The organism is Nonomuraea recticatena (genome assembly GCF_039533245.1).
Taxonomy (GTDB): domain Bacteria; phylum Actinomycetota; class Actinomycetes; order Streptosporangiales; family Streptosporangiaceae; genus Nonomuraea; species Nonomuraea roseola.
Genome location: NZ_BAAATE010000018.1, coordinates 136,514 through 156,363, shown reverse-complemented (window position 1 = coordinate 156,363; position 19,850 = coordinate 136,514). Strand labels below are relative to the sequence as shown.

Sequence of the window (19,850 nt, the reverse complement as noted above, 5' to 3'; positions counted from 1 at the left end):
TTCAGTGCCCCATTCCCAGACCGCCGTCGACGGGGATCACGGCCCCTGTGATGTAGGAGGCGTCGTCGCTGGCGAGGAAGCGCACGACGCGCGCGATCTCCGCGGGGACCGCCTGCCGGCCCAGCGGGATGTTCTTGACGATCGCCTCGGAGTCGAGCTCGGCGGTCATGTCGGTCTTGACGAAGCCGGGGGCGACGACGTTGACGGTGATGCCGCGCGAGCCGTACTCGCGGGCGAGGGATCGGCCGAAGCCGACCAGGCCGGCCTTGGAGGCGGCGTAGTTGGACTGCCCGGCCTGGCCGCTGAGGCCGACGACGGAGGAGATGAGGATGATGCGGCCGCGCTTGAGCTTCATCATGGGCCTGATCGCGCGCTTGGCGACCCGGTAGGCGCCGGTGAGGTTGGCGTCGATGACGTCGGTGAAGGTCTCCTCCTTCATCATCGCCAGCAGGGTGTCCTTGGTGATGCCCGCGTTGGAGACGAGCACCTCGACGGGGCCCTGCTCGGCCTCCACCTTGGCGAAGGCGGCCTCGACGTCGTCGGAGCTGGTCACGTCGCAGCGGACGCCGAACAATCCCTCGGGCGGCTCCCCCGATCGGTAGGTGACGGCGACGTTGTCGCCTGCCGCGGCCAGTTCGCGGGCGATCGCGAGGCCGATGCCGCGATTGCCTCCGGTGACGAGTACAGAGCGTGCCATGAGACCTGACGCTATCTCCTACCCGCCGGTATCCCCTTGTCCGGGACGTACAAGATCACAGGGCTAGGATCGTTGACATGCGCCAGATCGATCCCGATTTCCTCGCCCTGCCGCTCAGGCAGCTCGCGGACGCAGCCCTTCAGCGCGCCCGTGACCTCGGCGCCTCGCATGCCGACTTCCGGCTGGAGCGGGTGCGAGCCGAGTCTCTCGCTCTCTACGACGCCAGGCTCGAAGGGGCCATGGACGCCGACGACCTCGGCTATGCCGTACGGGTGGTCAAGAACGGCACCTGGGGCTTCGCCGCGGGCCTCGTGCTCACCCCCGAGGCCGCCGCGGAGGTGGCCGCGCAGGCCGTCAAGGTCGCGGAGGTGAGCGCCCCGATCAACAGGGAGCCCATCGAGCTGGCGCCCGAGCCCGTGCACGGCGAGGTCAGCTGGGTCTCCGCCTACGAGATCGACCCCTTCTCCGTGCCGCAGAAGGAGAAGGTGGCGCTGCTGGCCGACTGGTCGGCGGGGCTGCTGAAGGGCGCCGACCACGTCAGCGCGCGGCTCCTGCAGGTGAAGGAGCAGAAGTTCTACGCCGACACCGCCGGCACCGTCACCACCCAGCAGCGTGTCAGGGTGCACCCCGAGCTGAACGCGATGAAGGCCGGCCCCAGCGGGTTCGACGACATGTCCACGATCGCGCCGCCGGTCGGCAGGGGCTACGAGTACCTGACGAACGGCCACTACGACTGGCAGGGCGAGCTGGCCCAGCTGCCCGAGCTGCTGGCCGAGAAGCTGGCCGCGCCCTCGGTCGAGGCGGGCGACTACGACCTGGTGATCCACCCCTCCAACCTGTGGCTGACGATCCACGAGTCGATCGGCCACGCCACCGAGCTCGACAGGGCGCTCGGCTACGAGGCGGCCTACGCGGGCACCAGCTTCGCCACCTTCGACCAGCTCGGCACGCTCGTCTACGGCTCGCCCGTCATGAACGTCGTCGGCGACCGCACCGTCGAGCACGGCCTGTCCACGATCGGCTACGACGACGAGGGCGTGGCCACCTGCGAGTTCGACATCGTCAAGGACGGCATCCTGGTCGGCTACCAGCTCGACCGCAGGATGGCGCTGATGAAGGGCCTCGGCGCGAGCAACGGCTGCGCCTTCGCCGACTCGCCAGGCCACATGCCGATCCAGCGGATGGCCAACGTCTCGCTGAAGCCCGCCCCCGGCGGCCCCTCCACCGAGGAGCTGATCGGCGGCGTGGAGCGCGGCCTCTACATCGTCGGCGACAAGAGCTGGTCGATCGACATGCAGCGCTACAACTTCCAGTTCACCGGGCAGCGGGCGTTCAGGATCGAGAACGGCGCGCTCGCCGGCCAGGTGCGCGACTTCGCCTACCAGGCGACCACGACCGACTTCTGGGGCTCGATGGAGGCCGTGGGCGGCCCCGAGACCTACGTGCTCGGTGGCGCCTTCAACTGCGGCAAGGGCCAGCCCGGCCAGGTCGCCCCTGTCAGCCACGGCTGCCCCTCGGCGCTGTTCCGCGGCGTCAGGATCCTCAACACCGTGCAGGAGGGTGGAAAGTGACATCTCCTCAGGAAATGGTCGAGAGGGCGCTTGAGCTCTCCCAGGCCGACGACTGCGTCGTCATCGTGGACGAGGGCTCGACGGCCAACCTGCGCTTCGCGGGCAACACGCTCACCACCAACGGCGTCGCCAGGTCGGCGCAGCTGACCGTGATCTCGATCGTGGGCGCGGGCGTCGGCGTGGTGTCCCGTGCGGCCGTCAGGCCCGAGCAGCTGCCCGAGGTGGTCGCCGCGGCCGACGCGGCGGCGCGCGAGGCGCAGCCGGCCGAGGACGTCAGGCCCCTGGTGGAGGGGGCGGGCTCGAGCGCCAACTGGGTCGAGCCCGTGCTGCCCACCTCGATCGGGGTCTTCGGCGACTTCGCCCCCGCTCTCGGTGAGACGTTCGCCGCCGCGGAGGCGGGCGGCAGGAAGCTGTACGGCTTCGCCGAGCACACGCTGACCTCCACCTTCGTCGGCTCGTCGAGGGGCCTGCGGCTGCGCCACGACCAGCCGACGGGGCGTCTCGAGCTCAACGCCAAGTCCGCCGACCTCAAGCGCTCGGCCTGGACGGGTGTGGCCACGCGCGACTTCTCCGACGTCGACGTGGCCGCGCTCGACTCCTCGCTGGCCCAGCGCCTCGAGTGGGCCAAGAACCGGGTCGACCTGCCGGCCGGCCGCTACGAGACGCTGCTGCCGCCGAGCGCGGTCGCCGACCTGATGATCTACATGCTGTGGTCGAGCGGCGCGCGTGACGCGCTCGACGGCCGCACGGTCTTCTCCAAGCCGGGCGGGGGCACCCGCGTCGGCGAGCGGCTCGCCCAGCTGCCCGTCACGCTGAGCAGCGACCCCGCCGCCCCCGGCATCGAGTGCGCGCCGTTCGTGACCGCCCACGCGCCCAGCCGCCGCAGCTCGGTCTTCGACAACGGCCTGCCGCTGGCGGCGACCGACTGGGTGAAGGACGGCACGCTGACCGCCCTCATGCAGACCCGCCACTCGGCCGAGCTGAGCGGTCTGCCCGTGACGCCGTCGATCGACAACCTGATCATGCGGGGCGGCGAGGGCGGCAGGTCGCTGGAGGAGATGATCGCCTCCACCGAGCGCGGGCTGCTGGTGACCTGCCTGTGGTACATCCGCGAGGTCGACCCGCAGACGCTCCTGCTGACCGGCCTGACCCGCGACGGGGTCTACCTGGTCGAGCACGGCGAGGTGGTCGGCGAGGTCAACAACTTCAGGTTCAACGAGAGCCCCGTCGACCTGCTGGGCCGCCTGAGCGAGGTCGGGGCCGCCCAGCAGACGCTGCCGCGCGAGTGGAACGACTACTTCACCCGCACGATCATGCCGCCGGTCAGGGTGCCCGACTTCAACATGTCGACGGTCAGCCAGGCCAACTGATCCGCCTCGCGGTGCGCCGCCTGCCCTGGCGTGATCACAGGGTCAGGCGGTGCACCCGGTTCCACCGCTTGGCCGTCACCAGCCTGGCGGTGCCCTTGTTCAGGTCGTAGACGACCGACCAGCGGGTGTGGCCCTGGGCCACGCTCTTCAGCAGGTCGAGCCCGTCGGCCTTCGAGTCGACCGTCGCGGTGAGTCTCCTGTGGCGGTCGTCGGGGGTGCCGCTGACGACGCTCCAGTTGGTCAGGACGCGGTCGTCGCGGACGTGCATCTTGCCCTCGCCGTACTCCACGACGGCCGACGCGCCGCTCTTGTCGGCGAGCAGGTAGTGCACCTGGGGTCCGCCGTCGAAGTCGACGTTGTAGGTGCGCATCAGCGCCAGCGCCTCCTTCACCGTGGCCGCCTTGTCGAGCAGGACCCGGATGATCCGCACGCTGCTCACCGTGGGCCTGCCCTTCATGGGGGCGGGCAGCTCGGCGGTCGGGGTGGCGGCCAGGCCGACGGCCAGGCCCTTCTCGTTCATGCCGTCGAAGGGGGCGAGCACCGCGTGCCCGAGCCTTCGCCGCTCGACCGGGTCGCCGAGGTCGACGGGGCCGGTCTTGCCGAGCACGTAGTAGGCGTCGGCCACCGACAGGGAGGCGTAGCCGTCCGGCGGGTCGGCGCGCACGACGATGGCGGGGTTGTCGTCCCAGTCGAAGTTGCGGCCGAACTCGGCGCCCCTGTGGAACAGCGAGCAGGCCCACCCCTCGGCCTTCCTGCCGAGTTCGTCCTCGGTGAGCGGCGCCTCGACGTCGTAGCCGCCGTGGAAGGTCATCTCGTACATCGGCAGGTCGTCCAGCCGCCTCATGCTCGCGCTGGTGCGGGCGACCTCGTCGGCGCTCTGCCGCAGCACCGGCGCGGAGGTGGCCTTCACGGGAGCCGCCTTCCCTGTCACGGCCTGGCCCGCCCTCTCCTGGCCCGCCGTGCCGGCGGCCGAACAGGCGGTCGCCAGCGGTACGGCCAGCGCCAGCGCCGCGAGCAGCGAGGCGGTGGAGCGTAGCGCGCGTAAGGCCGGTGTCATCAAGTGGTCCCTTCGCCGAGCCGACAGCCCCCTTCATATCAGAGTGTGCCGCGCGGGCCCGGCGAAGTCACGTCAGGCGCGAAACGGTGACGGAGATCAGGCGTCCTCGAGCCTGAAGCCCACCTTCATCCCCACCTGGTAGTGGGCCACCTCGCCCTGTTCGATGTGGCCCCTGATCTCCGTGACCTCGAACCAGTCGAGGTGCCGCAGCGTCTGCGCGGCCCTGCGGATGCCGTTGCGGACGGCGTCGTCGAGGCTCTCAGCCGACGTGCCGACTATCTCGGTCACCCGGTACGTACGATCCGACATAGCTCCTCCTCCCTTACCCGAAAGCCATGATCGCATGACCTGTCGCGCCGTCCAGGGGCGCCGACGCACCCGTGCCGTCCGAGGTCTACGGTGGAAGACGTGAAGGGTTTGCGGCGCGAGCGGGACGTCCACCGGGTCACCGACGCCCGGCCGTCTCTCAGCGCGGACATCAACCGCAGGGAAAAGGTCTACCTCATCCAGATGGGCATCCGCACGATCTGCCTGATCCTGGCCGTCGTGGTGCCGGTGCCCTGGCCGTTCAGGCTGCTGTTCATCGCGGGAGCCATCTTTTTGCCATACATAGCCGTAATCGGTGCCAATGAGCGGGGCAAGGATGCCCCGCCTCCGACCTTTTCCAGCCCCGCGCCTGACCAACAGGAGATTCCACTCCACCGACGCGAGATCGGGTCGTGACTAAGTCTTGACGCATCCCATGGGTTGTAGGTGTACGCTTTAGCCAAGCGCTCCGGTCCCCCGTCGGAGTGCTGGTGCCGGCGTTCCGGGCCCCCGTCGGAACGCCGATGAAGCGAAGCCGGGTGGTTTGCCCCCGTAACCACCCGGCTTCGCCCTTTTCTCAGTCATTTTGTTTCCGACTGTTCGGTCGGATAGGCGTGCTTTCCCGAAATCGTTTGCTCGGGTTCACAGCAAACCTTCAGGTTTGACCGCGATCATCAGCCGTCGGTCAAGGTCTCTGTCGTGGCCCGTTCCCAGTTGCGAGCCAGCGTCGTGATGCGCTCGACGGCGTCCTCGGGCGCGGTGCCCGACCCCTGGGCCAGCCCGAGCAGGTAGGCGGTCAGCGGCGCGGCGGGCCTGGCGACGCCGTGGGCGACCTCCTTGGTCAGTTCGAGGATGAGGTCCCTGTCGACGGAGGCGGGATCGACGCCCAGCTCCTTGCAGGCCAGCGCGGTCCATTCGCTCAGCACGTTCATGTGTGGTGTGGCGAGCGCTCGCCCGCCTCGGGTCCTGAGCTCACGCCACCCCTCCTTTCGGGCGGTCGGTGCGGGTCGTCGCCGGTCTGCGTGAGGCTCCGCAGATCGTCCATTGTGTCGCAGTCGAGCCAGGGCGTGCCGGGCAGGCGCACCCGTACGGGGTCGAGGGGGGCGAGCAGGCCGTGCAGGGAGCGGCCCCCGTAGTCCTCCAGCGCCGCGCGCAGCGCGGCGGTCCGCCACACCCCCGCCAGCCACTGCTCACGCCCGCCGTCATCGAGCAGGACGGCCCCGGCGGCCCGCTCCGGCGTGTCGGCGGCGTCGAGGAGCGCGATGACGTGCTCGGGCAGCAGGAGCGGCAGCTCGTCGGCCAGCAGCGCCAGCGAGGGCGCCGCCGCCAGGGCCAGCCCCGCGCGCAGCGCGGGAACGGGGCCACCGCCGGGCGGGTCCTCGCGGGTGAAGAGCGCCCCCGGCAGGTCGCGCGGCGGGCCGACGACGACCAGGCGTTCCGCCTGGGGAACGGCGGCCGCCACCCGCTCCACCATGCTCCTGCCGCCGACCAGCAGGCCGGGCTTGTCCCTGCCGCCCATCCGGGTGGCCGCCCCGCCGGCGAGGATGATCGCGTCATGCCGCATGTGTCACACGCTACGACGTTCATGGGCGGATCACCCACTCGCCAGGACCATCCCTCACGATGACCCACGCGTCACTGGAAGGGGCGCTCGTCCAAGGCGGCCCGACCGGCGGAAGGCGGCGTCAGGCGAAGGCGGCGTGGCCGGTCAGCGCCTTGCCCAGGACGAGCGCGTGGATCTCCGAGGTGCCCTCGTAGGTGAGCACCGACTCCAGGTTCACCGCATGCCTGATCACCGGGTACTCCAGGGTGATGCCGCTGGCGCCCAGGATGGTCCTGCAGGTCCTGGCGATCTCCAGGGCCTCGCGCACGTTGTTGAGCTTGCCCGCGCTGACCTGCTCGGGCGTGATCGTGCCCGCCTCCTTCAACCTGCCCAGGTGAACGGCCAGCAGCAGCCCCTTGCCCAGTTCGAGGGCCATGTCGGCGAGCTTGTCCTGGGTGAGCTGGAAGGAGGCGAGGGGCCTGCCGAACACCTCGCGCTCGCCCGCGTAGGCGATCGCGGTCTCCAGGCAGTCGAGCGCCGCGCCCATCGCGCCGAACACGATGCCGAACCTGGCCTCGTTCAGGCAGCGCAGCGGTCCCGACAGGCCGAGGGCGCCCGGCAGGACGGCCTCCTGCGGCAGCCGTACGGAGTCGAGGACCAGCTCGCTGGTCACGGAGGCGCGCAGGGAGACCTTGTGCTTGAGGTCCGTGGCGGTGAAGCCGGGCGTGCCCGCAGGAACGAGGAAGCCGCGGATGCCCTCCTCGGTCTGCGCCCACACCACGGCCACGTCGGAGACCGAGCCGTTGGTGATCCACATCTTGGTGCCGTTCAGCACCCAGTCGCCTCCCTCGCGCTTGGCGCTGGTGCGCATGCCGGCCGGGTCGGAGCCGAAGTCGGGCTCGGTGAGGCCGAAGCAGCCGATCCGCTCGCCGGCGGCCATGGCGGGCAGCCACTCGTTCTTCTGCTCCTCGCTGCCGTAACGCCAGATGGCGTACATGGCCAGCGAGCCCTGCACCGAGACCAGGCTGCGCAGGCCCGAGTCGGCGGCCTCCAGCTCCAGGCAGGCCAGGCCGTAGGAGACCGCGCCCAGGCCCGCGCAGCCGTAGCCCTCCAGGTGCATGCCGAGCACGCCCAGCTCGCCGAACCTGCGTGCCAGCTCCCTGGCGGGGATCCGGCCCTCCTCGAACCAGGTGGTGAGGTTGGGGCGCAGCTCGCGGTCGCACACGCGGCGGACGGCGCTCCTGATCTCGCGCTCCTCCTCGGTCAGGAGCCCGTCGACGGCGAACAGGGTGGTGGGGTGCATGGGTCGAACCCTCCGGCTAGATTGGATCCAATATTGAATATCCAACATGACACAGCCTAGGGTGCGTTGACTATGGAGAGTCTTGGCGGCCTGCTGGTGGCCGACTTCAGCAGGGTGCTGGCCGGGCCCTACGCGACAATGCTGCTGGCCGACCTGGGCGCGGACGTGGTGAAGATCGAGCGGCCCGACGGCGGCGACGACACGCGGGCCTGGGGCCCGCCGTACGCCGACGGGCAGGCGACCTACTTCCTCGGCGTCAACCGCAACAAGCGCTCGATAGCCCTCGACCTGCGTGACCCCGGCGACCTGGAGGTGGCCAGGGCGCTGGTCGCCCGCGCCGACGTGCTGGTGGAGAACTTCAGGCCGGGCACGATGGAGCGGCTGGGGCTCGGCTACGAGCAGGTGAGCGCGGCCAACCCCGGGCTCGTCTACTGCTCGGTGACCGGGTTCGGCGCGGGCAAGGGCGCCGAACTGCCCGGCTACGACCTGGTGGTGCAGGCGGTGGGCGGGCTCATGAGCGTGACGGGCGAGCCCTCGGGGCCGGGGACCAAGACGGGCGTGGCCCTGGTCGACGTGATCACCGGGCTGCACGCCGCGCTCGGCGTGCTCGCCGCCCTCCGCCACCGCGACGCGACGGGGCGGGGACAGCGCGTGGAGGTGTCCCTGCTGACCTCGCTGCTGTCGGCGCTGGCCAACCACGCCTCCGCCTTCGCCGCGGCGGGGGTGGTGCCGCGGGCGATGGGCAACAGGCACCCCAGCATCGTGCCGTACGAGGTCTTCGAGGCCGCCGACCGGCCGATCGTGATCGCGGCGGGCAACGACAGGCAGTTCCGCGCGCTGTGCGAGGTGCTGGACAGGCAGGACCTGGCCGCCGATCCCCGCTACGCGACGAACGCGGGCAGGGTCGCCGACCGGCTGACGCTGGTGCCCGAGCTGTCGCGGACGCTGGCCACCGCGTCGGCCGACACGTGGTTCGCCGCGCTCACCTCGGCGGGGGTCCCCTGCGGGCCGATCAACGACGTGGCGGGGGCCTTCGCGCTGGCCTCGTCGCTGGGTTTCGAGCCCGTGGTGGACGGCCAGGTGGCCAACCCCATCGCGCTGGGGCGCACGCCCGCCTCCTACCGGCTGCCGCCTCCCGGCCTCGGACAGGACGCCGCATGGGTCCGTGAGATATTGGGGCGATGAGCTCGGTCGAAGAACGGCGCAGGCCGCCCACGGCGCAGCAGTTCGTGCTCGCCGAGCTCCGCAGGGCGATCACCACGGGCAGGCTGCGTCCAGGCAGCCCGATCAGGCAGGACGCCCTGGCGGAGGAGTTCGACGTCAGCAGGGTGCCGCTGCGCGAGGCGCTGAAGACGCTCCACGGCGAGGGCCTGGTCACCTACCAGGCGCACCGCGGCTACTTCGTGGAGACGCTCTCGCTCGACGACCTGCTCGAGGTCTACCGCATCCGCGAACTGCTGGAGGAGGAGGCGGTACGCAAGGCCGTCCAGCGGCTCGGCGAGGACGATCTGCTGCGGCTCGAGCGGGCGCAGGCGGAGGTCGAGCGGTTCGCCGCGACGGGCGAGGTGCAGGAGATGGCCGGCGCGAACAGGGTCTTCCACATGACGCTGTTCGAGTGCTCAGGGATGCCGCGGCTGGTCCGGCTGATCAGGACCCTGTGGGACTCCACCGACGCCTACCGCTCGCTCTACTACGGCGAGGGCGGCAACAGGGAGCGCGTCGTGGCCGAGCATCGGGGCGTGCTCGACGCGCTGCGGCGGGGCGCCGCCGACGAGGTGGTCAGCAGGCTGGACGAGCACCGCGCCCACGCGGTCGCGGCCCTGTCCACCGTCCTCATCCCCTGACCCGCCTCTGCCCTTCGCGGCCCTGGCGTGATCGCTCCTCTGCTCCTCGATCATGAGCGCGCCAGCGAGGGCCCGCCCCAGCCCTGCGCCCTCCGCGGACCGCGCGGGAGCCCCGAATCGGGAATCCCTCCGCGCCCGGCGTGTTGCACGAGAGGTGACAAAGCTGTCGATCCTCGACCGATCCCTCGTCAGGCAGGGACACGACCCCGCGTGGGCGCTGCGCGACACCGTCACGTTCGCCAGGCAGGCCGAGGCGCTCGGCTATCACCGGTTCTGGGTGTCGGAGCATCACGCGGTGCCCGGCGTGGCCGGTTCGGCGCCCACCGTGCTGGCCTCGGCCGTGGCGGCGGCGACCTCGCGGATCAGGGTGGGCACGGGCGGCGTCATGCTGCCCAACCACAGGCCGCTGGTGGTCGCCGAGCAGTTCGGCGTCCTCGACGCGCTCTACCCCGGGCGGATCGACATGGGCCTGGGCAGGTCCGTCGGCTTCACCGGCGGCATCAGGCGGGCGCTGGGCCACGACAAGCAGGACGCGGAGAACTTCGCCGAGCAGATCGAGGAGCTGCTCGACTACTTCACCAGGGGCAGGGACGGCGTGCACGCCATGCCCGCCGAAGGCAGGAAGGTGCCCGCCTTCGTGCTGGCGATCGGATCGGGCGCGGACGTCGCCGCCGAACTCGGACTCCCCCTCGTGATCGGCGGAGGCAGGGCCGAGGAGGGCGCCAGGCGCTACAGGGAGCGGGTGAAGGGCACGCCGTACGTGATCGTGGCGGCCAACATCGCCGTCGGCGAGGACGCGCACCTGCTGCAACTGCCGGAGGCCTGGGCCACCGCCCACTCACGCACGCGCGGCGTCTTCCCGCCGCTGCGCCCCCCGGAGGAGATCCTGTCGATGGAGCTGACCGAGCGCGAGCGCACCTACCTCGACGAGGCGCTGCGGGGGCAGATCCACGGCACCGAGGAGCAGGTGGCGCGGCGACTGCACGAGCTGGTGGAGCGGACCGGCGCCGACGAGGTGCTGGTGACGATGAACACCTACGACCTCGACCGGCGCCTGGACTCCTACCGGCGGCTGATCAGCCTCCGATAGCCGACATCGGCCTGGAGGGCTGCAGGAAGGACGGGTCGTCGATGCCGTGCCCTGCCCGCTTGCCGCGCACCGCGGCGATCCAGCGCTCGGCCAGCTCCTCGTCGCCCGCCCCTGCGCGCAGCGCGGCCTTGAGGTCGGACTCCTCCCTGGCGAACAGGCAGTTGCGGATCTGGCCATCGGCGGTCAGCCGTACCCGGTCGCAGGCTCCGCAGAACGGACGGGTCACCGAGCCGATGACGCCCACCCGCGCGGGGCCGCCGTCGACGAGGAAGCGCTCGGCGGGCGCGCTGCCGCGCTCCTCCAGATCGTCGGCGCACAGGTCGACCTCGGCCTGCAGCAGCGCGAGGATCTCGTCGGCCGTCACCATGTCGGCGCGGTTCCAGCCGTGCTGGGCGTCGAGTGGCATCTGCTCGATGAAGCGCAGCTCGTAGCCTCGCTCGAGGCAGAAGCGCAGCAGCGGCACCGCCTCGTGGTCGTTGATGCCGCGCATCAGCACCGCGTTGACCTTGACGGGACGCAGCCCCGCCCGGTCGGCGGCCTCCAGCCCCGCGACGACGTCCTCGAACCTGTCGCGGTGGGCCAGGCGCTTGAACGTCTCGCGGTCAAGGGTGTCGAGGGAGACGTTGACCCGGTCGAGACCGGCCTCGGCCAGCGCGCCTGCCAGCTTGGCCAGGCCGATGCCGTTGGTGGTGAGCGACACCTGCGGCTTGGGGCGCAGCGCGGCCGTACGGGCCACGATGTCGACCAGCTCCCTGCGCAGCAGCGGCTCGCCGCCGGTGTAACGCACCTCGGTGATGCCCAGACGCTCGACGCCGATCGTGACCAGCCTGACGATCTCGTCGGCGGTCAGCAGCTGGGCGTTGGGCAGCCAGTCGAGCCCTTCGGGCGGCATGCAGTAGGTGCAGCGCAGGTTGCACTTGTCGGTGAGTGACACCCGAAGGTCGGTCGCCACCCTGCCGAAGGAGTCCTTCAGCACAGGGGGGTCACCTCCTAGCTTTCCGAGGGGAACATCAGTTCAGCCTATTCCATCCCCCCGACAACGGACCGAGCCCCCGCCGCTCGACTCCCCCGCGGCCCACCAGGAGGCGAAAACCCCTGGCGATAAAATGGATGGGATTTCCTTCCTGGTCCCGCCAGACTGATCAACAACCAGTAAGGAGATTCCTCACATGCCGCCGAACCAGCCCGCACCGAACCTGCTGTCGTGGGCCAGCGAGATCGACGAAGGCGCGATCACGCAGGCCGCCCGTGCCGCGCGCCTGCCATTCGTCTCCGGCCACGTCGCTCTCATGCCCGACGCGCATGTCGGCATCGGCGCGACAGTCGGCTCGGTCATTCCGACCGAGGGCGCGATCATTCCCGCGGCCGTGGGCGTCGACATCGGCTGCGGCATGGTCGCGACGGAGACCACCCTCACCGCCGCCGACCTTCCCGACAGCCTGGCCGCGTTGATGCCCATGGTGGAGCGCCGCATCCCGGCCGGCGTCGGCAAGGGCCACGCCGACCCCTCCATGGATCGCGCCCTGGGCGAGCTCGGGCTCCCCCACACCGACCTGAACCCCAAGCTGACGAAGAAGGTGTCCGACCAGTTCGGCACCCTCGGCTCCGGCAACCACTTCGTGGAGGTCTGCCTCGACGAGCGCGACCGGGTCTGGACGGTGCTGCACTCAGGATCGCGCGGCATCGGCAACCAGCTGGCCACGATGCACATCGTGGGCGCCAAGAAGCTGATGAAGAAGCAGGCGATCGGGCTCGAGGACCCCGACCTGGCCTACCTGGTCCAGAGCACGCCCGAGTTCACCGCCTACATCGAGGACATGCTGTGGGCCCAGCGCTACGCCATGGCCTCGCGCGCCCGGATGGACAAGGTCCTGATCAACGCGCTGTTCCGGGTCGTCGGCAAGGGCCAGCGGGTCCGCACCATCAACTGCCATCACAACTTCACCCAGCAGGAGACCCACTACGGCAAGTCTCTCTGGATCACCCGCAAGGGAGCCATCAAGGCCGACACTGGCGACGAGGGAGTGATCCCCGGTTCGATGGGCACGCGCTCGTACATCGTGCGCGGCCGGGGGAACCCCGAGTCGTACAACTCCTGCTCTCATGGCGCGGGCCGCCGGATGTCGCGCACCAAGGCGAAGCGGGAGCTGTCCGCGGCCTCCCTGACCCAGGCGATGAGCGGCCGTGTCTGGAACCAGGACCGCGCGGCCGCCCTGGTGGACGAGCACCCCGAGGCGTACAAGTCCATCGACCAGGTCATGGCCGACCAGAAGGATCTGGTGGAGGTCCAGCACACCTTGCGCCAGATCTTCAACTACAAGGGCTGACGCTCCCCGCCACATCGGCGGGGAGCATTCATCACGCGCATTCCTTGAAATCGCGCAATTCCTGCTCGAACTCCTTCAGCGGCAGCACGACGTCGGGATGCGTCCGCGTGCGCTCGTCATACCCCTGGACCAGCACGCTGCCGGGCGTGAGCTTGGCCGCGTCATCGGCCTGGAAGCTCACGCTCCTGGTGGAGTAGCTGTTGTCACGCGTCGCGCCGAAGACGGTGTAGGTGATCGCCGGATCCGGGACCAGCGGTGCGGGGGCCGCCGTCCATCCGCCCGATGGCGCGTCGATCAGGAACGACGCCCGCTGACCGGGTAGCGCGGGCGCGTCGTAGGTGGCGTCCGTGACGGTCGGATCATCTGGCCTCCCGGCGCTCTCGCCGCGGGCACGATCGTGGTAGACGATCACCACGTCCGGCGCTCGGCCGCACCAGGCGAGCACCACGGTGAGACGGCGCACCTACCCCAGGCGGGCGAGTTCCTCGCCGGTCAGGGTGAGGTCGGCGGCGGCCACCGAGTCCAGGATGCTCTCGGGACGGCTGGCGCCCGGGATCGGGATCACCACGCGGCTGCGGGCCAGCTCCCATGCCAGGCACACCCGTTGCGGTGACACCCCCCGCTCGGCGGCCACCTCGTTGAACGCCGTGTGGGCGTCGCCGAGCCCGGCCGCCGACGTGATGCCGCCCAGCGGCGACCACGGCAGGAACGCGACGCCGAGCTCCTCGCAGACGTCGATCTCCTGCTCGCTGCTGCGGAAGCGGGGAGAGTACTCGTTCTGCACGCTGGCCAGCCGTCCGCCGAGGATGTCGTGGGCCTGCCTGATCTGGGCGGGGTCGGCGTTGGAGATGCCCGCGAGCCTGATCTTCCCCTCGTCGAGCAGCTCGCGCAGCGCCCCGATGCTCTCCTCGTACGGCACCGCCGGGTCTGGCCTGTGGTGCTGGTAGAGCCCGATGGCCTCGACGCCCAGCGCCTTCAACGACCTCTCGCAGGCCCTTCGCAGGTAGTCGCGGCTGCCGTCCAGGCCCCAGCCGTCGCCGCCGGTCCTGGTGTGGCCGCCCTTGGTCGCCACGAGGACCGTGTCGCGGTCGCCGCTCCACAGCTCCAGCGCCCGCGCCACGAGCCGCTCGTTGTGGCCCGTCTCGGCGGTGGTGGGCGCATAGGCGTCGGCGGTGTCGATCAGGGTGACCCCCGCGTCGAGCGCGGCGTGGATCGTCCTGATCGAGCGCCCCTCGTCGGGCATGTGGCCGGCCACGGACATCGGCATGGCGCCCAGGCCGATGGCGCTGACGGACAGGTCGGCGATCAGTCGAGTCTTCATGCGGCACATCCTGGCCGATGGAGTTCACTCCAGGTCAAGCGCGCCACAAGGGAAAGGCCCCGATCCAGGTGGATCGGGGCCTTTCGTGGTGGTGCTAGTGACGGATGACCTTCACCCAGTCGGTGGCCTCGGTCGGCTTGAGGTACCAGGCGCCCTCGAACACCGCCCGCCACGTACCGGAGGTCCAGGCCCGCTCCCTGGTGGAGAAGTACCCGTCGCGGTGGGTGCGGACGGTCTCGACGTGCTCCCAGCCGCGCGAGCCGTCGGCCTTGAACAGGATCACGATGCTCTTGCCGGCCAGTCGCTTCCAGCCGCCCGCCCGCTTGCAGTGGTCGGCGTGGGTGACCACGACGAAGCCGTCGATGTAGTCCTGCTCGCACTCGACGGAGAGCTTGCCTCTGATCGAGATGCCGCGTCCCTCCCATGCGGGCTCGGGGCCGACGTCGAGCGACAGCCTGGTGTGGCCGCCGTCCCAGTCGGGGTCGTGCCCCGGGTCCGCGGAGGCGGGCGCCGCCGTGGCGAGCACCGAGACGCCCAGCGCGGCGGCCGCTGCGCCGGCGGCCAGTCGTCGCATCATGTGGAACTTCCTCTCCCCGTGGGTGACGCGCTCGGGACAGAGTGCGTCAATACCAATGACGCGTAAAGGTAAAGGAAAGTTGGCGCAAAACTGGTAACGATCAGATAAAGGACGGTTTAGCTACGGGTTCCGGCCTGCTCCGCGGCGTAGCTGTCGTTTCCTGGGTAGTGCACCTTCCACTGGCCGTGCATCCTGCCGTCCACGCGCCGCTCGAAGCGTCCGGTGGCGGCGGTGTCCACGGTGGCCACCCGCTGCCACTCCTCGGTCTCGGTGCGCCGGTAGGAGATCTCCAGCCGCTGCTTGCCGAAGGGCGCGAAGTCGGCGTACCCGTTCGGGTCCACCCTCCTCAGGGTGCCGCTCAGCCGTACGGCCTTGGCTCCGCGCACCCTGTCGATCTCCAGATCGCCGAGTTTGGTCTCGTGGCGCAGGTTGAAGGTCTGGTGCTCGGTGACCGTGCTGCCGTCCTCGGCCTTGGCGGTCGCGGTGATCGTCCAGACGCCCGAGGGGTAGAAGCGGGTCAGTCCCTGTGACGGCATGAAGCGCCAGGTCTCCCAGCCGTCGCCGACCCGCTGCGGCTGCACGCCCGGCGTGGCGAGCTCCTCGGGCGCGACCGGCCGCTGCACGGCCGGCTGGCCCATGGGCGCGGGCGGCGCCTGGGGCTTGAGGGCCGAGGTCGCGGCCGGCGTACCGGCGGGACGGCCTGGAGCGAGCGGGGCCGGAGCGACGGCGGGACGCCCGGGAGCGGCCGGGGCCGGAGCGACGGCAGGACGGCCAGGAGCCGCCGGGGCCGGAGCGACGGCAGGACGGCCAGGTGTCGGCGCCTGCACGGCAGGGGTGAGCGCCACCGACGGCGACGGCCTCGGGGCCGGCTTGACCGCAGGGGCCGACTTCACCGCAGGGGCCGGCCTCACCGCAGGGGCCGACTTCACCGCAGGGGCCGGCCTCACCGCAGGGGCCGACTTCACCGCAGGGGCCGACTTCACCGCTGGAGTCGGGGTGGTCACGGGCGAGGGCAGCACATCGGGGACGGGCCCGAGGGTCGGGCCGCCGTCGATCGGCTTCCTTCCGGGTACGGGCTTCGGCGGGGCGCCGGGTTCGACCTTGACCGACACCCCGTTCTTTGCCGCGCCCTTCGCCACGACGTCGATCACGAGCTTCACCGAGCCACGTGCCCCCACCACGGGTTCGGCGGGCCTCACCGTGATCTCTTTGATTGCGAGGGTGGCGGGAGCGTCGACCAGCACGGGACCGGTCAGTGCTCCCGCCACCAGCGACGCGAGTAGAACTGTCTTGGTCATGTGCAGGACGGTAGGAACCGTCCGGCAATGGCAGGGGGCGAGACACACGCCCCTGTTGGTAAAGGTGTCAGCCGGTGTAGAGCTCCTCGATCACTTCCGCGTACTTCGCGTGGATGACCCTGCGCTTGAGCTTCAGGCTGGGCGTGAGCTCGGAGGTCTCGGCCGTCCACTCCGCGGGCAGCAGCGCCCATCGCTTGACCTGCTGCACCCTGGCCAGTTTCGCGTTGGCCGTCTCGACGGCCGCCTCCACGGCCTTGAGCACGTCGGGGTGTTCGACCAGCTCGGCCAGCGAGGTGTAGGCGATGCCCTGCGCCTGGGCCCAGCCCGGCGCGATCTCCCCGTCGAGGGTGAGGATCGCCACGGGGAAGGGCCTGTTGTCGCCGTAGGCGAGCGCCTGGCCGATGAGCGGGTGCTCCTTCAGGTAGTTCTCGATCGCCGCAGGCGAGATGTTCTCGCCGCCCGCGGTGATGATGAGCTCCTTCTTGCGGTCGACGACCCGGTAGAAGCCGTCGTCGTCGACGGTGCCGATGTCGCCGGTGTGCAGCCAGCCGTCGGCGTCGATAAGCTCCTCTGCCGCCCTGCCGAGGTAGCCGCTGGTGTTGAGCGGGCTGCGGGTGAGGATCTCGCCGTCCTCGCCCAGGCGCACCTCGACGCCGGGCTCGGGCCTGCCGACCGAGCCGAGCTTGTAGACGGCGGGGCTGTTGGCGGTGAACGCGCCGGTCGTCTCGGTCATGCCGTAGACGTCGATGACCCTGAGGCCGAGCCCTGCGAAGAAGCCGCGCACCTCGTCGGGCAGCGGGGCCGCGCCCGTGGCCGTCCATTCGGCGCGGTCGAAGCCGATCATGCCGCGGACGATGGACAGCAGCGCGGCGTCGGCGGCCTCGTAGGCGGCCTGGATCTCGGGGGTGACGGTGTGGCCGTACTGGCCCGCCTCGATGTAGGCGCGCCCCGCCGCCATGGCCTGCCTGACCTGCTCCTGCTGCTCCTCGGGCTGGGTGGACAGCAGCGCCTGGAGCTTGGCCATCATCTTCTCCCAGACCCGCGGCACGCCGAAGAACATCATCGGCCGCACCTGCCCGAGCGCGGCGCCGAGGTTGGCCAGGTCGGTGCAGAAGTGCACGTGGGAGACCTTGGTCAGCGGCAGGTAGAGGCTGAGGACGCGCTCGGCGATGTGGGCGTAGGTCAGGTAGGAGATCTGCGTGCCCTGCGTGGGCAGCGCGGTCATGCGGTCGGTGGCCGCGCACTCGTAGAAGGCGTTGGCGTGGGTCAGCGGCACGCCCTTCGGCATGCCGGTTGTTCCCGAGGTGTAGAGCACGGTGAGCACGTCGCCCGGTGTGACCGCCCTCCAGCGCTCCTCGACGGCGGAGTGGTCCTCGGCCAGCCTGGCCCTGCCGAGTTCGAGGAAGTCGGCCCAGCTCATGAAGAGCTCGCCGGTCGGCGTGCCGTCGAGCACGATGATCTTGCGTAGGCCAGGCACCTCGCCCAGCACCGGGTCCCATCTGGCCAGGTCCGCAGCGCCGCCGAGCACCGCGTACCTGGCGCCCACGTCGTTGGCGACGTAGGAGATCTGGTCGGGGGCGAAGGTGGAGTAGACCGAGCACGGCATGCCGCCGGCGTGCACCGCGCCGAGGTCGGCGAGCACGTGCTCGCTGCGGTTGACCATCATCAGCGCCACCGCGTCGCCCGGCTCCATGCCCAGCGCCATGAAGCCGGCGGCGATCTCGAGCACCCGCTGCCTGGCCTGGCCGTAGGTCAGCGTGCTCCATCCGCCCTCGGCCGGATCGGAGTAGGCGGGCGAGTCGGGATAGCGCTCGGCGATCTGCCTGAGCTGCTCACATACCGTCCGGCCGGCGATCTCCCGCAGGATCTCGGCCTGTACCTCAAGGACATCGGCCATAGCGCGCCCTCCACGTCAGTGCTCACTTGCACGAGTGGGATGCATCGCACCACACGCGTCGAGCCCCGACAAGCCCTGGGCAGGGGACAAGAACACCTCATGACGTAGAGTAGTTGATCACATACGCAACATGTCGTCGGGGGGCGGGATGAAGGCGGAGGAAAAGACGTTTTTCGGGCATCCGTGGGGTCTGGCCACGCTGTTCGGCACGGAGATGTGGGAGCGGTTCAGCTTCTACGGCATGCGGGCCGTCCTGGCCGCCTTCCTCATGGCTCCCGCCGTCCGCAACGGTCTCGGCCTTCCGGAGGCCACGGCCTTCGCGATCGTGGGCGTCTACCAGGGCATGGTCTACCTGACGGCGCTGCCTGGCGGCTGGCTGGCCGACCGGGTGCTCGGCGCCCGCAGGGCGGTTCTGCTGGGCGGAGTCATCATCATGTCCGGCCACATCAGCATGGCGATCCCGGTGCGCAGCCCGGTCTTCGTCTACCTGGGCCTGCTGCTCATCGTCTCCGGCACGGGACTGCTCAAGCCCAACGTCTCCGGCATGGTCGGCTACCTCTACAGGGAAGACCAGGACGCCAGGCGCGACTCGGGCTTCTCGCTGTTCTACATGGGCATCAACATCGGCGCGCTGGCCGGCATCAGTCTGACGCCCGTGCTGGCCGGCGACAGGAACTGGCACCTGGCCTTCGGCTCGGCCGCGGTCGGCATGGCGCTGGGCCTGATCTGGTACACGCTGGGCAAGCGCAGCCTGCACGGCGCGGGCGAGCGGGTGCCGCAGCCGCTGTCGGCCGAGGAGCGGCGCGGGGCCGTCAAGTGGGTGCTCGTCGGGCTGGTCACGCTCGCGGTGCTGGCCGCGCTGCTGGCCGTGACCGGCCTGTTCACCGAGGACGGCGTCACCTGGACGGTGACCGCGATCATCGCGCTCATCACGATCTTCTACCTGTCGTACATCATGCACGGCGGGCACGGCATCACCCCGCTGGAGCGGCGCAGGTTCGGCGCCTACATCTACCTGTTCTTCGCCGCCGTCATCTTCTGGATGATCTTCGACCTGGCTCCAGGACCCGTGACGGACTTCGCGATGAAGAGCGTGGACCTGACCTTCTTCGGCTTCACCATCCCCGCGGGCTGGACGCAGAACTTCAACTCGCTGTTCGTCATCGTCTTCTCCCCCGTCTTCGCCGCGATCTGGCTGACCAGATGGGGCAGCAGGGTGAGCGCCCCGTTGAAGTTCACCTTCGCGCTGTTCATGGCGGGCCTGAGCTTCGTCGTGCTGGCCACGGCCGCCAACGTCGCCTCAGGCGGGGTCAGGGTGTCCATCCTGTGGTTGATGGTGATGTACCTCATGCAGACCGTCGGCGAGCTGACGCTCAGCCCCGTGGGCCTGTCTGTCTCCACCAAGCTCGCCCCCCACCACTTCAAGGGCCAGATCCTGGGCGTGTGGTTCCTGGCCGCGGCGCTGGGCGACGCGATCGGCGGCCAGACCTACCGGCTGACCGGCTTCCTGTCGCTCACGCAGTACTACCTGGTGCTCGGCGGCGTGGCGCTGGTGGCGGGCCTGATCCTGCTGATGTTCGTGCGCAGGCTTAAGGCGCTCATGGGGGACGAGGACGTGGCCCCCGGCCAGGCACTGACACACTGATCGT

The 19,850-nt window shown here is 70.3% G+C and carries 20 protein-coding genes; 8 read left to right on the top strand and 12 right to left on the bottom strand.

From position 1 onward, the window contains the following. Position 1: 1 nt before the first annotated feature. A complete protein-coding gene (locus tag ABFX50_RS30145; RefSeq protein ID WP_183661802.1) occupies positions 2 to 697 on the bottom strand; it encodes a beta-ketoacyl-ACP reductase in 696 nt (231 codons plus the stop codon). A 77-nt stretch (positions 698 to 774) separates the two neighbouring features. On the opposite strand from ABFX50_RS30145, the gene ABFX50_RS30140 reads away from it, so the two are divergent. Then, positions 775 to 2,268 carry a TldD/PmbA family protein gene (locus tag ABFX50_RS30140; RefSeq protein WP_346150976.1) on the top strand — a complete coding sequence of 498 codons (1,494 nt, stop codon included), beginning with the start codon at positions 775 to 777 and terminating at the stop codon, positions 2,266 to 2,268. Positions 2,269 to 2,282: 14 nt separating this feature from the next. Then, positions 2,283 to 3,638 (top strand): metallopeptidase TldD-related protein, encoded by a 1,356-nt coding sequence (locus tag ABFX50_RS30135; protein ID WP_346150974.1) that lies wholly within the window; start codon positions 2,283 to 2,285, stop codon positions 3,636 to 3,638. Between the two features lie 34 nt (positions 3,639 to 3,672). Here the strand turns inward: ABFX50_RS30135 and ABFX50_RS30130 are convergent, their stop codons facing one another. Both ABFX50_RS30130 and ABFX50_RS30125 read right to left on the bottom strand, forming a co-directional pair. Beyond that, on the bottom strand, positions 3,673 to 4,695 hold the full coding sequence (locus ABFX50_RS30130) for a linear amide C-N hydrolase (RefSeq protein WP_346150972.1): 1,023 nt from the start codon (positions 4,693 to 4,695) through the stop codon (positions 3,673 to 3,675). 96 nt (positions 4,696 to 4,791) lie between these two features. Beyond that, a complete protein-coding gene (locus tag ABFX50_RS30125; RefSeq protein WP_183661808.1) occupies positions 4,792 to 5,004 on the bottom strand; it encodes a dodecin in 213 nt (70 codons plus the stop codon). Positions 5,005 to 5,103: 99 nt separating this feature from the next. On the opposite strand from ABFX50_RS30125, the gene ABFX50_RS30120 reads away from it, so the two are divergent. Continuing rightward, positions 5,104 to 5,418, top strand: a complete 315-nt coding sequence (locus tag ABFX50_RS30120; RefSeq protein ID WP_346150971.1) for a DUF3099 domain-containing protein — start codon at positions 5,104 to 5,106, stop codon at positions 5,416 to 5,418. Between the two features lie 257 nt (positions 5,419 to 5,675). Here the strand turns inward: ABFX50_RS30120 and ABFX50_RS30115 are convergent, their stop codons facing one another. From ABFX50_RS30115 to ABFX50_RS30105, 3 genes are all read right to left on the bottom strand, one after another. Further along, positions 5,676 to 5,933 carry a DUF6457 domain-containing protein gene (locus ABFX50_RS30115; protein WP_183661812.1) on the bottom strand — a complete coding sequence of 86 codons (258 nt, stop codon included), beginning with the start codon at positions 5,931 to 5,933 and terminating at the stop codon, positions 5,676 to 5,678. Next, on the bottom strand, positions 5,930 to 6,565 hold the full coding sequence (gene mobA / locus ABFX50_RS30110; protein WP_346150970.1) for a molybdenum cofactor guanylyltransferase: 636 nt from the start codon (positions 6,563 to 6,565) through the stop codon (positions 5,930 to 5,932). Before mobA ends, ABFX50_RS30115 begins: the two co-directional genes overlap by 4 nt. Before the next feature lie 121 nt (positions 6,566 to 6,686). After that, positions 6,687 to 7,847, bottom strand: coding sequence for an acyl-CoA dehydrogenase family protein (locus tag ABFX50_RS30105; protein ID WP_346150969.1), 1,161 nt, complete (start codon positions 7,845 to 7,847; stop codon positions 6,687 to 6,689). Between the two features lie 72 nt (positions 7,848 to 7,919). On the opposite strand from ABFX50_RS30105, the gene ABFX50_RS30100 reads away from it, so the two are divergent. The 3 genes from ABFX50_RS30100 (at position 7,920) to ABFX50_RS30090 (ending at position 10,781) form a co-directional block, all read left to right on the top strand. Then, positions 7,920 to 9,032: a CaiB/BaiF CoA transferase family protein gene (locus ABFX50_RS30100; protein WP_346150967.1), complete on the top strand. Its 1,113-nt coding sequence runs from the start codon at positions 7,920 to 7,922 to the stop codon at positions 9,030 to 9,032. Beyond that, positions 9,029 to 9,691, top strand: coding sequence for a GntR family transcriptional regulator (locus ABFX50_RS30095; protein ID WP_346150965.1), 663 nt, complete (start codon positions 9,029 to 9,031; stop codon positions 9,689 to 9,691). The genes ABFX50_RS30100 and ABFX50_RS30095 overlap by 4 nt, the downstream gene beginning before the upstream one ends. Before the next feature lie 154 nt (positions 9,692 to 9,845). Then, complete coding sequence (locus ABFX50_RS30090) at positions 9,846 to 10,781, top strand: LLM class flavin-dependent oxidoreductase (protein WP_346150963.1); 936 nt, start codon at positions 9,846 to 9,848, stop codon at positions 10,779 to 10,781. On the opposite strand, the gene moaA is transcribed toward ABFX50_RS30090, so the two are convergent. Continuing rightward, entirely contained in the window at positions 10,768 to 11,757 is a 990-nt protein-coding gene (gene moaA, locus ABFX50_RS30085) for a GTP 3',8-cyclase MoaA (protein WP_346150961.1), read from the bottom strand. The genes ABFX50_RS30090 and moaA overlap by 14 nt on opposite strands. A gap of 193 nt (positions 11,758 to 11,950) precedes the next feature. On the opposite strand from moaA, the gene ABFX50_RS30080 reads away from it, so the two are divergent. Further along, positions 11,951 to 13,108, top strand: a complete 1,158-nt coding sequence (locus tag ABFX50_RS30080; RefSeq protein WP_346150959.1) for an RtcB family protein — start codon at positions 11,951 to 11,953, stop codon at positions 13,106 to 13,108. 31 nt (positions 13,109 to 13,139) lie between these two features. Here ABFX50_RS30080 and ABFX50_RS30075 read toward each other — a convergent pair whose 3' ends face one another. The 5 genes from ABFX50_RS30075 to ABFX50_RS30055 all read right to left on the bottom strand — a co-directional run bounded on the left by ABFX50_RS30075 (position 13,140) and on the right by ABFX50_RS30055 (position 18,201). Next, the gene (locus ABFX50_RS30075; RefSeq protein WP_346150957.1) at positions 13,140 to 13,556 is read right to left on the bottom strand and encodes a hypothetical protein; all 417 of its coding nucleotides are present in this window, start codon (positions 13,554 to 13,556) and stop codon (positions 13,140 to 13,142) included. Between the two features lie 15 nt (positions 13,557 to 13,571). Then, positions 13,572 to 14,429 (bottom strand): aldo/keto reductase, encoded by an 858-nt coding sequence (locus tag ABFX50_RS30070; protein ID WP_346150955.1) that lies wholly within the window; start codon positions 14,427 to 14,429, stop codon positions 13,572 to 13,574. Between the two features lie 94 nt (positions 14,430 to 14,523). Beyond that, on the bottom strand, positions 14,524 to 15,006 hold the full coding sequence (locus tag ABFX50_RS30065) for a hypothetical protein (protein ID WP_346150953.1): 483 nt from the start codon (positions 15,004 to 15,006) through the stop codon (positions 14,524 to 14,526). Positions 15,007 to 15,122: 116 nt separating this feature from the next. Then, positions 15,123 to 16,304 carry a hypothetical protein gene (locus ABFX50_RS30060; protein WP_346150951.1) on the bottom strand — a complete coding sequence of 394 codons (1,182 nt, stop codon included), beginning with the start codon at positions 16,302 to 16,304 and terminating at the stop codon, positions 15,123 to 15,125. 67 nt (positions 16,305 to 16,371) lie between these two features. Next, positions 16,372 to 18,201 (bottom strand): AMP-dependent synthetase/ligase, encoded by a 1,830-nt coding sequence (locus ABFX50_RS30055; protein ID WP_346150949.1) that lies wholly within the window; start codon positions 18,199 to 18,201, stop codon positions 16,372 to 16,374. Between the two features lie 148 nt (positions 18,202 to 18,349). Between ABFX50_RS30055 and ABFX50_RS30050 the strand changes: the two genes are divergently transcribed. After that, positions 18,350 to 19,846, top strand: a complete 1,497-nt coding sequence (locus tag ABFX50_RS30050) for a peptide MFS transporter (RefSeq protein WP_346150947.1) — start codon at positions 18,350 to 18,352, stop codon at positions 19,844 to 19,846. The last annotated feature ends 4 nt before the right edge of the window (positions 19,847 to 19,850 follow it).

What these genes read in the sequence shown, in the direction of transcription:
- ABFX50_RS30060 (WP_346150951.1), bottom strand. Translation starts at nt 16,304, where the DNA reads ATGACCAAGACAGTTCTACTCGCGTCGCTGGTGGCGGGAGCACTGACC.
- ABFX50_RS30125 (WP_183661808.1), bottom strand. Translation starts at nt 5,004, where the DNA reads ATGTCGGATCGTACGTACCGGGTGACCGAGATAGTCGGCACGTCGGCT.
- ABFX50_RS30140 (WP_346150976.1), top strand. Translation starts at nt 775, where the DNA reads ATGCGCCAGATCGATCCCGATTTCCTCGCCCTGCCGCTCAGGCAGCTC.
- ABFX50_RS30070 (WP_346150955.1), bottom strand. Translation starts at nt 14,429, where the DNA reads ATGAAGACTCGACTGATCGCCGACCTGTCCGTCAGCGCCATCGGCCTG.
- ABFX50_RS30055 (WP_346150949.1), bottom strand. Translation starts at nt 18,201, where the DNA reads ATGGCCGATGTCCTTGAGGTACAGGCCGAGATCCTGCGGGAGATCGCC.
- ABFX50_RS30050 (WP_346150947.1), top strand. Translation starts at nt 18,350, where the DNA reads ATGAAGGCGGAGGAAAAGACGTTTTTCGGGCATCCGTGGGGTCTGGCC.
- ABFX50_RS30105 (WP_346150969.1), bottom strand. Translation starts at nt 7,847, where the DNA reads ATGCACCCCACCACCCTGTTCGCCGTCGACGGGCTCCTGACCGAGGAG.
- ABFX50_RS30135 (WP_346150974.1), top strand. Translation starts at nt 2,283, where the DNA reads ATGGTCGAGAGGGCGCTTGAGCTCTCCCAGGCCGACGACTGCGTCGTC.
- ABFX50_RS30145 (WP_183661802.1), bottom strand. Translation starts at nt 697, where the DNA reads ATGGCACGCTCTGTACTCGTCACCGGAGGCAATCGCGGCATCGGCCTC.
- ABFX50_RS30115 (WP_183661812.1), bottom strand. Translation starts at nt 5,933, where the DNA reads ATGAACGTGCTGAGCGAATGGACCGCGCTGGCCTGCAAGGAGCTGGGC.
- ABFX50_RS30080 (WP_346150959.1), top strand. Translation starts at nt 11,951, where the DNA reads ATGCCGCCGAACCAGCCCGCACCGAACCTGCTGTCGTGGGCCAGCGAG.
- ABFX50_RS30100 (WP_346150967.1), top strand. Translation starts at nt 7,920, where the DNA reads ATGGAGAGTCTTGGCGGCCTGCTGGTGGCCGACTTCAGCAGGGTGCTG.
- ABFX50_RS30130 (WP_346150972.1), bottom strand. Translation starts at nt 4,695, where the DNA reads ATGACACCGGCCTTACGCGCGCTACGCTCCACCGCCTCGCTGCTCGCG.
- mobA (WP_346150970.1), bottom strand. Translation starts at nt 6,565, where the DNA reads ATGCGGCATGACGCGATCATCCTCGCCGGCGGGGCGGCCACCCGGATG.
- ABFX50_RS30095 (WP_346150965.1), top strand. Translation starts at nt 9,029, where the DNA reads ATGAGCTCGGTCGAAGAACGGCGCAGGCCGCCCACGGCGCAGCAGTTC.
- ABFX50_RS30065 (WP_346150953.1), bottom strand. Translation starts at nt 15,006, where the DNA reads ATGATGCGACGACTGGCCGCCGGCGCAGCGGCCGCCGCGCTGGGCGTC.